The organism is Mesobacillus sp. (assembly GCF_049588175.1).
In the GTDB taxonomy this organism is placed as follows: domain Bacteria; phylum Bacillota; class Bacilli; order Bacillales; family Cytobacillaceae; genus Mesobacillus.
Genome location: NZ_JBAVFI010000545.1, coordinates 1 through 10,446 on the forward strand (window position 1 = coordinate 1; position 10,446 = coordinate 10,446).

At 42.9% G+C, this 10,446-nt stretch carries 11 protein-coding genes; 1 reads left to right on the forward strand and 10 read right to left on the reverse strand.

Going from position 1 to position 10,446, the window contains the following annotated elements:
- Positions 1 to 383 precede the first annotated feature (383 nt).
- The 9 genes from WB217_RS13360 to WB217_RS13400 form a co-directional block, all read right to left on the reverse strand.
- Positions 384 to 1,382, reverse strand: coding sequence for an ABC transporter substrate-binding protein (locus WB217_RS13360; RefSeq protein ID WP_423993708.1), 999 nt, complete (start codon positions 1,380 to 1,382; stop codon positions 384 to 386).
- 18 nt (positions 1,383 to 1,400) lie between these two features.
- Positions 1,401 to 2,156, reverse strand: coding sequence for an ABC transporter permease (locus WB217_RS13365; RefSeq protein ID WP_335430079.1), 756 nt, complete (start codon positions 2,154 to 2,156; stop codon positions 1,401 to 1,403).
- Positions 2,140 to 2,928: an ABC transporter ATP-binding protein gene (locus WB217_RS13370; RefSeq protein WP_423993709.1), complete on the reverse strand. Its 789-nt coding sequence runs from the start codon at positions 2,926 to 2,928 to the stop codon at positions 2,140 to 2,142. Before WB217_RS13370 ends, WB217_RS13365 begins: the two co-directional genes overlap by 17 nt.
- A 165-nt stretch (positions 2,929 to 3,093) precedes the next feature.
- On the reverse strand, positions 3,094 to 3,399 hold the full coding sequence (locus WB217_RS13375; RefSeq protein ID WP_423993710.1) for an AzlD domain-containing protein: 306 nt from the start codon (positions 3,397 to 3,399) through the stop codon (positions 3,094 to 3,096).
- Positions 3,392 to 4,120 carry an AzlC family ABC transporter permease gene (locus tag WB217_RS13380; RefSeq protein ID WP_423993711.1) on the reverse strand — a complete coding sequence of 243 codons (729 nt, stop codon included), beginning with the start codon at positions 4,118 to 4,120 and terminating at the stop codon, positions 3,392 to 3,394. The genes WB217_RS13375 and WB217_RS13380 overlap by 8 nt, the downstream gene beginning before the upstream one ends.
- Positions 4,121 to 4,268: 148 nt before the next feature.
- Positions 4,269 to 5,045: an enoyl-CoA hydratase-related protein gene (locus WB217_RS13385; RefSeq protein WP_423993712.1), complete on the reverse strand. Its 777-nt coding sequence runs from the start codon at positions 5,043 to 5,045 to the stop codon at positions 4,269 to 4,271.
- A 94-nt stretch (positions 5,046 to 5,139) separates the two neighbouring features.
- Positions 5,140 to 6,696, reverse strand: a complete 1,557-nt coding sequence (locus tag WB217_RS13390; protein ID WP_423993713.1) for a fatty acid--CoA ligase family protein — start codon at positions 6,694 to 6,696, stop codon at positions 5,140 to 5,142.
- Between the two features lie 172 nt (positions 6,697 to 6,868).
- Complete coding sequence (locus WB217_RS13395; protein WP_423993714.1) at positions 6,869 to 7,858, reverse strand: lipoate--protein ligase; 990 nt, start codon at positions 7,856 to 7,858, stop codon at positions 6,869 to 6,871.
- Between the two features lie 14 nt (positions 7,859 to 7,872).
- A complete protein-coding gene (locus WB217_RS13400; RefSeq protein ID WP_423993715.1) occupies positions 7,873 to 8,607 on the reverse strand; it encodes an MBL fold metallo-hydrolase in 735 nt (244 codons plus the stop codon).
- A gap of 173 nt (positions 8,608 to 8,780) precedes the next feature.
- Between WB217_RS13400 and yhfH the strand changes: the two genes are divergently transcribed.
- Complete coding sequence (yhfH, locus tag WB217_RS13405; protein ID WP_207498986.1) at positions 8,781 to 8,915, forward strand: protein YhfH; 135 nt, start codon at positions 8,781 to 8,783, stop codon at positions 8,913 to 8,915.
- 123 nt (positions 8,916 to 9,038) lie between these two features.
- On the opposite strand, the gene WB217_RS13410 is transcribed toward yhfH, so the two are convergent.
- On the reverse strand, positions 9,039 to 10,446 hold a 1,408-nt coding region (locus WB217_RS13410), incomplete at its 5' end, for a YhgE/Pip family protein (protein WP_423993716.1).

A 10,446-nucleotide genomic window follows, 5' to 3' on the forward strand; every position in this document is an offset into this window, starting at 1 on the left:
GGCCAAGGGGGCTTATTGGTGGATTAATTTAACTTGCCCGTTCACATACATTCCTCTGATAAGAAGCGGGTTTGAATCGTTCACGGACGGCGGACGGTTGCTCAAGACCATCTGCTAGAGGAAAAGCTGTTGACTCGAATGAAAGGGTGCTCGCTTTCCGGATGGCTGTTGAGTCTTCTTGGCACTTCATGCGCATGCTTGGTGAAAAAATGATCTCCTGATCGGAACATTTTATCTCTCACCCATCCCGCTAGAGTCATGTACTTCCGCTCTAGTCATCGATTTGTTTATAAAATTCGGTTCAAAACAATAATCATTTAGAAAAGAGTCATAGAAAAAGAGTACCAAGATGATTTCTTGGTACTCTGCATAACTTGTTTATATTAATTGATAAAAGTTTTATCGATCAATTTCTTAAAGTCGGGTTTATCCTTTAGGAATTTCAAGGCATAGGAGGAATCAGAGAACTCCTGGATTGTTTTCTCATCTACTTCATAAGTGAAACCAATTCGCTCCCAGGCTAGCTCTACTACGTCCTTTTCGAGCTCTTGCTTTGTTGTTTCTTTGATGTCTTTAATTGTGATCTGTTGTGCTTCCTCAGGATTTTCATTGATGAATTTGACCGCTTGCTTATGAGCATCAATAATTTTTTGAACGGTTTCAGGGTTTTCCTTAATCATTTTACCTGAAGTGACCATGACAGAAGCCGGCAGTGTTTCGCCATATGCTACTTCATCCCAGCCTATGACCACCTGAGCACCCGTTTGTTTTTCAATAACAGCAGCCCATGGTTCAGGAGCTACAGCAATGTCGATTTTTCCAGATTTCAGCATGGCAGCATATTGTGCCGGCTGTCCTGTCAGATGCTTCATCGTTCCGCCTATGCGCTCTGATGTAATGCCCGCTTCCTCCAGATATGTTTCATATTGAACGTCATGTGTGCAGCCAACGCCTGGAGTAATGAAGGTTTTGCCTGCAAAGTCTTCAACAGAGTCGATGCTGACTCCTTTTCTTGCTAAAACGACCGTGCCGCCAGTCGACGCCCCGGCGATGATTTTCACATCAGCACCTGTTGTATAATTGTTCATCGCAGGAGCAGGACCTACAAGTCCCGCATCAATTTCGCCGGTTTTAAGCGCCGTCATGAACGAGCCGCCTTCAGCGAAGGTTTTATACTCTATTGTTGTGCCGTCGCCAAGCTGCTGCTGGTAAAACCCTTTATCCTTTGCGACCATTGCTGGTACATGATTGATGTTCGGAAAATAACCGATAACGATTTTTTCTTTTTTAGCGCCTGTTTTCGAGGCTCCTCCTGAACCGCATCCGGAAAGCAGCACCGCAAACGTGAACAAGAAGGTTACTACTAAAATAGCTTTTTTCATAAGATTTCCCCCTTAGTTTTATGATTCAAGTCCCCAGCGGTGAAGCACCGATTTTTCGATCCGCTGGAAAATGATCTGGTCTACAATTGTTCCAATAACCCCAATGATAATCATGACACCAATTACTAGAGCCATGTTCCCGAAATCTGAAGCATAGCGCAGCGTGTAGCCAAGCCCCGGTCCGGTGCTCAACAGCTCACCTGCCATCAACGCACGCCAGGCAAATGCCCATGCTAGCCTTGCGCCTGTCACGGCATATGGAATCGATGCAGGAAAAATCACTCTTCGAAATAAATCCCAGCCGGTGGACCCCATTGTCCTGGCTGCTTTTATATAAAGTGGTGAAACATTTTTAATGCCCATTCTGAGATTGAGAGTCATTACAAATGTGCCACCTAGTACAACAACGAATATAACGGCTTTTTCATTCATGCCGAACCACATAATGGCCAGTGGCAGCCAGACGATACTTGGCACGCTTTGAAGTGCAAGCACGACTGTACCTATCGTCTCATCGGCAGATTTTGACCTCGCGAGCAGGACTCCCAGTGCTGATCCAATCACGAGAGATATCCCGAGACCAATTGCCAGACGTTTAAAGCTGGCGACTAAATCGTATATCAATGTTTTATCCTGGAATCCAGTCACTAACGCCTCAAGCACTTTTTCCGGAGACGGCAAAATGATTGGCAGCCACCACTCCAGTTTCGATCCTGTATACCAAAATGCAATGATTGCTGTGAAAAATATGATTCTTTTAATGGTTGGATTCATGTGCAAGTTCCTCTCTGACCACTTTGTCGATTTCCTTCTTCAGGAATCCCATGATGTATTCTTCCAGCTCCACCATCGCTTTTTTGTGCTGATGGCGCGGTCTTGGGATATCCACCTTAATATCCTTAAGGATGATACCAGGCTTCGTCCCCATCACGATGATCCGGTCTGATAGTTTGATTGATTCAGAGATGCTGTGAGTTACAAATAAAATCGTCTTTTGCGTTTCTGTCCAGATGGTCTCCAGCTGGTCATGCAGACGAGAACGCGTCTGTTCATCAAGCGCGCCAAATGGTTCATCCATCAAGAGAATATCCGGATTCATCGCAAGTGCTCTGGCGATTGCGACACGCTGCTGCATCCCGCCAGACAGCTCGTGTGGATAATGCCCTGTATAGTTTCCTAGCTGAACCATTTGCAGATATTTTTTCGCTTCTGATTCTGCCTGTTTCTTTGGCAGTTCTCTTTTAAAAGGAAAGATGACATTCTCCAGCACATTCAGCCAAGGAAACAAAGCTGCCTGCTGAAAAACCATTCCCCGATCCTTTCCAGGTTTTTCAATACGCTTGCCATCAATAAGAATTTCTCCGCTGGTTGCTGGAGTTAGACCGGCAACAATTGATAGAAGCGTAGATTTCCCGCAGCCAGAAGGACCAAGAATCGAAACAAATTCACCTTTATTTACTCCAAGATCAATACCTTTCAAAATATCAATCTGGTGATTATCTTTATCTGCGTATTGTTTATGAACATTATTTATAGAAATGAACAATTAAATCACCCCATTCAAATAAAACAAATAAGTTTAGTCGGAATTAATAAAGTTAATTATAATGTATTCTCTGACCTTGTCAACATTTCGTTATTTATTTCATTTGGTGCTTGATTTTTATAAAATCTTTCAAGTATAAAAAAATAGACCTGCAACAAAGCAGATCTAGAAAAAATACGAATATAATGTCAAAACGGAAATAGAACCTATGACTACGACGATTACATTTGCACCTAAGAAAGCGGCAATGAACGCGGATGTTGCTCCGATGACACCGTACCAGATATCTTCCTGGATAAAAAGTATCGCTGGGAAAATAAGGGCACCAAGCGTGGCATATGGCACGTTTTTCAACACTCCCTGTAAAAATGGGGGCAGTTCCTTCCCCTTGAACATAACAAATGGAAGCATTCTGGGAAGGTATGTTACGACTGCCATTCCGATAATCATGATGATCATTTCTCTACTCATCTGCTTCTGTCCTCCTGCCATTCTTAATCGTTTCCACTAATTCTACTAAAATAGCGGACAGGAGAGTTGCCAATACAATTGACCAGCCGGTAGACATTAGTTCAGCCAAGGTGAAAATTGAGTTGAAGCACGCCGCGAGAATGGCGAGAAAAACTACCTTCACATTATTTTTCATCGACGGCACCAACAGTCCGACAAACATTGCATAAAGAGCAACCGACATGCTCTCCTGCAGGGTTTGCGGCAACCCTGCACCAATGAGGAAGCCTAATCCTGAAAAGATTACCCAGCTAAAATAAGCGGTAAGGTTCAAACCGAACATGTATCCTGCATTTACAGTTCCTTCACGAGTCGCAGCCACCGAAAAGGTTTCATCGGTAATGCCGAATGAATAGGCCATTCTCGCGGGGATACTGTCCTCGTCCGCCTTTTCGTTCAGTGAGGCAGACATAAGAAAATGACGGATATTAACAATAAAAGTAGTAAGGACAATTTCAAAAATCCCAATTCCCTGCGCCAGCAGGCTTAATGATATGTATTGAGCTGCACCCGCAAAAACCAGCAGGCTCATCATCACTGTTTCACCCAATGAAAGTCCTGTCGTCTTGGCAATCAAACCGAAGGTAAGCGCAATCGGCATATAGCCTATCGCAATACTGATGCCTGATTGGATTCCTTTTTTAAACTCTGTTGCTTGCTTGACTGCTAATGTGCTTTCCACGCGCTTCCCGCCTTTCTAAACTATTAAATATTTAACCCTTTACTCCATTAAACTATTTAATCATTAAAATATATTATACATACTTCCATTACCATGGAAAAGTACTTCTTCTCCCGAAATAAAAAAACACGGCCAAAGCCGTGTTTCATCATTTTCCTTTAAATACTGGCTTCCTCTTCTCACTAAAAGCAGCTAGAGCCTCAAGGCGGTCTTCAGTCGGAATCGTCACTTCATACGCTTTTCGCTCAAGTTGCAGTCCAGTCTGCAGATCCGCATTCATTCCCTGCTTAATAGCGAATTTTGCCTGCTGTAATGCCACTGGTCCGTTAGCGAGCATCATTTCTGCCAAACGGAAGCACTCATCAAGTAAATCTTTTTTCTCGGCTACTGATGTGACAAGGCCATATTGCAGAGCTTCTTCTGATTTAATTCGGCGGGCAGTCAAAATCAATTCTAATGCTTTTGCCTGTCCGACTAGCCTTGGCAGACGCTGTGTTCCTCCGGCGCCGGGGATGATGGCAAGACTTGTTTCTGTCAAACCCATGAGTGTTCCCGCTGCAGCAATGCGGAAATCACAGGCAAGGGCTAGCTCCATCCCGCCTCCAAACGCGAATCCATTGATTGCTGCGATCGTAGGCTGCGGCAGCTGGTCAATTGCAGTGAATACTTCACCTATTTTATAAATATTCCGCTTTACGTCTTCATCAGCCAAAGTCCTGCGCTCTTTTAGATCCGCTCCAACACTGAATGCTTTCTCTCCGGCACCTGTAAAAATAATCACTCTTGCTTCAAGGCTTGTCCTGATTTTTTCAACTGTCTTCTGAAGTTCTTCAAGCGTGTCATAATTAAATGCGTTGAGTGCATCAGGGCGATTTAGTGTGACGATAGCAGTATGCCCTTTTAATTCAAAATGGATATTTTGCAAACCACAACACTCCTTTCTTTATTCTCATTCTTGGTTAATATAAAAAAATCCTCTTTAAAAAAGAGGCCTGCTTGGAAGCCAGCCTCTCTCAAATTTATTGACCCTGTAAAATTTGATTTTTTAATGCTCTTCTTAAAATTTTGCCGGTTGTATTCTTAGGCAGTTCTTCCAAGAACTCGATTGCACTTGGCAATTTGTATTTAGCCATATGCTCACGGCAATAATCGAGCAGCTGCTCTTCTGTCAGTTCGGGATTCTTGCTGACAACGTAGCATCTGACTGCTTCGCCCAAATTAGGGTCTGGTACCCCCAGGACGGCAACCTCAACTACATCAGGATGGTTATACAAAGCCTCTTCGACTTCACGAGGATACACATTGTACCCACCGACAATGATCATATCTTTTTTGCGGTCGACGATATAAAAATAACCTTCATCGTCCATGCGCGCAAGGTCGCCAGTATAAAGCCAGCCATCCTTGATTGTTGCAGCCGTCTCTTCAGGCATTTTATAGTAGCCCGCCATCACATTTGGCCCACGAACAATCAATTCGCCAACTTCTCCAGGAGCAACTTCTTCCCCTAGTTCATTTACAACCTTGTTTTCTACATTGATAATCGAAGTGCCAATCGAACCAGCCTTGCGAGGGCGGTCTAGCGGGTTAAAACATGTCACTGGTGAAGCTTCGGACAGTCCATACCCTTCGGAGACCATCACGTTGAATTTTCTTTCGAAATTATGCAGCAATGCTACAGGAAGTGATGCTCCTCCGGAAATGCACAGTCTCAATGATTTTAAATCATCCGGATTTCCTTCAGGATACTGGAATAAGAAATTGTACATCGTAGGTACTCCAGCAAATACACTTGCCTCATATTTCTTTGCAATTCTGAAAACCTCTGCCGGGCTGAAGCGAGGAACAATTAACAAAGTTCCTCCATTCATTAATGGTGCATTCAGGGCAACTGTCAAACAAAACACATGAAACATTGGCAATGCAGTAATGACACGATCATCTTCATTCATCTTCAGGTAATCGCTTACATCTTTCGCATTGCTATAAAGGTTCTTGTGTGTAAGCATGGCACCCTTTGGTTTTCCTGTTGTTCCAGATGTATAAAGAATGATGGCGACATCGTCCTCATTAAGCTCTGGCCCTTTATATCCGAGATCACCAAAACCGACGATATGTGTAAACGGTTTCATTTTTGAACCCAATGACAACTTGGAAATTTCCTCTTCTGACATTTGGCTCTGACCTGTTTCGCAAATGATGAAATTCTCTACCTTAGGCAGGTGCTGATGCATTTTTTCAGCCAAAGGCAACATCAGGTCCAGTCCAACAACGGCTTTAACATCCCCGTTGTTCAGAATATAGCCAATTTCATCTGCAGTATAAATTGGATTGATGGGAATTACTGTTGCACCGAGCCGGAGAGCTCCGTACAAGCTGATGACAAAATGTGGAGAGTTTCCTAACAGCAGCGCGATATGATCGCCTTTTTTCACCCCTAGTTTTTCAAGGCCCGAAGCAAACTTGGTAACAGCTGCATCAAGTTCAGCATATGTACTCGCCTTGTCCATGAAAAAATATGCCGGCTTTTCGCCAAGCACCGAGGCAGTGTGATGAAGCTGTGATGAAAGATTCATTAACTCCCTTCCCCCTTTGTGGTGATGTAACATCACCAAACTGTAAAAAGTTTTCTAAATATATTATATTGAAAGAAAATTATGTATTCAAGAAAAATGTGCTGACATTTTCGTCAATTTAACTGAAAATGAATAAAAAACGCGGTGTCAAAGACATCGCGTTTCTTCCTGCTCAATAAATTAGATTAATGAAATCTTCCTTAGAAACATTTCCGAAATAATGTTTGATATCAATCTCTTCTAAAGCTGCCGCTATTTGTGATTTCTCATATTTTAGGCCTGTGAGCTTAGCTTCAATTTCGTTCACATCGCCGACACCAAAGAAATCTCCATATATTTTGCAGTTTTCAATGATTCCTTTGTTCACCTCAAAGCGCACATCTATTTGGCCGACAGGGAAACGATGAGAATGCTGAAGATTGAATTTCGGTGACTTCCCATAGTTCCAGTCCCAGTTCTGATATCTTTCTTTTGAAAGTTCATGGATATTCTCCCAATCCTTTTCCGTTAAGATATACTCCGGAATTTCCTCCATCCCTTCAAAAATATTTTTTAATAGAAGGCTGCGGAACTCTTCAATTGTCTTTTTTTCAGAAAGAAACTCAGAAATGTTGGCCACACGGCTCCGTATGGATTTAATGCCTTTTGATTCGATTTTATCTTTTTTCACGTTAAGGGCTGAAACAACACTCTCGATTTCTGAATCGAATAATAAGGTTCCATGGCTGAACATTCGGCCCCTTGTAGAGAACTGGGCATTTCCTGAAATTTTTCTTCCTTCAGCAAGAAGATCATTCCTTCCGCTTAATTCTGCGTCCACGCCTAATTTTCTCAAAGCATTGACAACTGGCTCTGTAAACTTTCTGAAGTTATGAAAGCTTTCTCCGTCATCCTTCGTAATGAAGCTGAAATTCAGGTTGCCTAAATCATGGTATACAGCGCCTCCGCCTGATAGACGACGGACTACGTGGATGCCATTCTTCTCAACATACTCTGTATTGATTTCTTCGATCGTGTTCTGGTTTTTGCCAATGATGATGGACGGTTCGTTTATATAAAATAAAAGATATGTTTCGTTTATATCGAGGTTCTTTAAGGCGTATTCTTCTATCGCCAGGTTGATTCTCGGATCTGTGATCCCTTTATTATCAATAAATAGCATCGTTGATTCTCCTTTTATAATGTAAACTCCAGTCCTTCTTTTGCCAATGATATCGGGCCTTCATAGATGGTCAATGCTTCAGTAACAAGCTGTTCCAGTTCACCGTAATGAGGAAGGTGAGTCAGCATGAGCTGTTTAACTTCTGCTTTCTGAGCGAGCCTTCCATTATCATAACTGTTCATATGGCCTGCACCTTTGCCATCCTGGCTGCCATAAAAATTGCACTCGGAAAGCAGCAAATCTGCCCCTGAAGCAAAGGAAATGAATTCTTCCTTGTAAGAAGTGTCTGCCGTGTAAACCAGGACTTTCCCTCCTGCTTCAATTCTCATTGCATAGCATGGTACAGGGTGTACCGCGGTCATGAAGGTAATGGTAAAAGGACCAATTTCCAGCTTTTTCTCAGGGTCAAAAGCTATACCCTTTGTGATGTTTTTATATGTAAGCTTTGCGAATTCCTGCTTGTCCTTTGCATGACCGTATATTGGCAGCTGAGCCGACTTTTTACCTAGAAACCCCTGGATAAGTCTTGCGTGCTGCAGCACACCGATATCAGCTACATGATCAGGATGGTAGTGTGACAGCACTAGCGCATCCAACTCTTCCGGTTGTACAAAGTTTTGGAGCTTCGCCAGGACACCGCTGCCAAAATCGATCATAAGCTTAAAGCCATCATGCTCGAGCAAATACCCGGTGCTTGCTTCATTAACCTTAGGATATCCGCCCCAGCACCCTACTATAGTGAGCTTCATTGATATTCCTCCTTTAAACCCGTGTTTGCTTCCACTATACTTCATTTTGCCCATTTTTTCATTTAAACGGTATTTTTCAGAAAACAATCATTGACGATATTACTCTGTTATAATACAATTTAAATAATAACTAAACTGTATCAAAACACTTTTATAAATTGGAGGCGAACAACATGATTGAAAATATCGTTGAATTCTTTCGTAACTTACCTCAGAAACAATGCTTGGAGTGTGGAGAACCAATAAAAGAACAGCACGAATGTTATGGAAATAAGTGCGATGGATGCATGCATCCCGGGAAACTATAAAACTTCTATTAATTTCCTAATTTTGTTTTTCTGGATAAAATAAACAATTTTTTATAGCAAAAAAAAGGCCAGCTCGTTCATTTTTTGAACGGCTGGCCTTTTTTAAAAAGCTATAAAAAACATCTATTTTTCTGCAGAAACGGCAAATCGCCTCTTATGCATTAGATGGAAGTAGAACCAGGTTCCAATTGAAAATGCAGCAATATACGCTCCGAGGATTCCGGCATTTAGCCACATGAAGCTGATATCCCCGCTTGAAATGACGGCTTTGAAGCCTTGTACTGAATACGTCATTGGCAAGAATGCATTGAATTTCTGCAAGAATCCTGGGATCAATTCCAATGGGAATGTTCCTGCACTTGTTGTAAGCTGCAAGATCAAGATGACAATTGCCACAAATCGTCCTGGATCCCCCAATAAAGTGACAAGGAATTGGACAAGGGCGATAAATGTCAAACTTGTTATTATGGAAAAGATCAGGAAGAGCGGAAGGCTCTTAACCTGCAAACCTAATCCTCCAAGCAATATGGCATCAGCAATCAATGCCTGAACAACACCTATTCCTGCTAAAATCACAAACTTACTCCTGAACCAGCTGGAGCCGCTTGATGGCACCCCTGCAGGTTCTCTTAACGGAAAGACTATAGACAGCAGCAATGCACCGACAAAAAGTCCTAAAGATAAAAAGTATGGTGCGAAACCTGTTCCATAGTTTGGAACTTTGTTGATTTTCTCATTCTCCAATTTAACAGGAGCAGCAAGCATATCATACGTATCATCAGAAGGATTGACCTTCGCTTTTTCTGCACCTTCTTTAAGCTTATCGGCAAGTTCCGTTGTGCCATCAGCTACTTTTCCATTTCCATCAGCAAGCCTCTCAGCACCAGATGACAGCTTACCAGCTCCATCTGCCATTGCAGATGATCCTGCTGCAAGCTGGTCCATGCCTCCAGCAAGCTTCGTTGATCCTGCTGCAAGCTTATCTGATCCTGATTTTGCTTCGGCAAGCTTTTCACCAAACATGCCCATCCCGGAATTAAACTGTTCCTGTCCAGCAGCTAGTTTATTGGCTCCTTCTTGAAGCTGTGCTCCTCCTGACGATAGAGCCTCAAATCCTTTGCTCAGCTGTGATTGACCCTGAGATAATTGATTCAGACCGCCATTCAGCTGCTGTGCTCCTCCTGCAAGGGCACCAGCGGAATCTGAAAGAGTTCCTGTCCCTTGAGCAAGCTCGGCACTTCCTGCTTCCAATTTTTGCAATGCTTCTGCCAATTGTTGCTGCTTTTCTGGATAAGCGGCTAAAAGCGGCTGCATCATTTGCATTTGTTTCTGCAGCTCTTGAATGCCTGAGTGCAGTTCATTTGCTCCTGCTGCTGCATTATCTGAACCCTTTTTCCAGGCAAGCATATTTTGTGACAGCTGCTCTGAGCCCTGTTTGAGCTTGAGTGTACCGTCCTCCATGGCAGGAAGCTTGCTGTTTGCTTCTTGTAAACCGGCAGCTACCTTTGATGCACCAGCAGACAATTCCTTT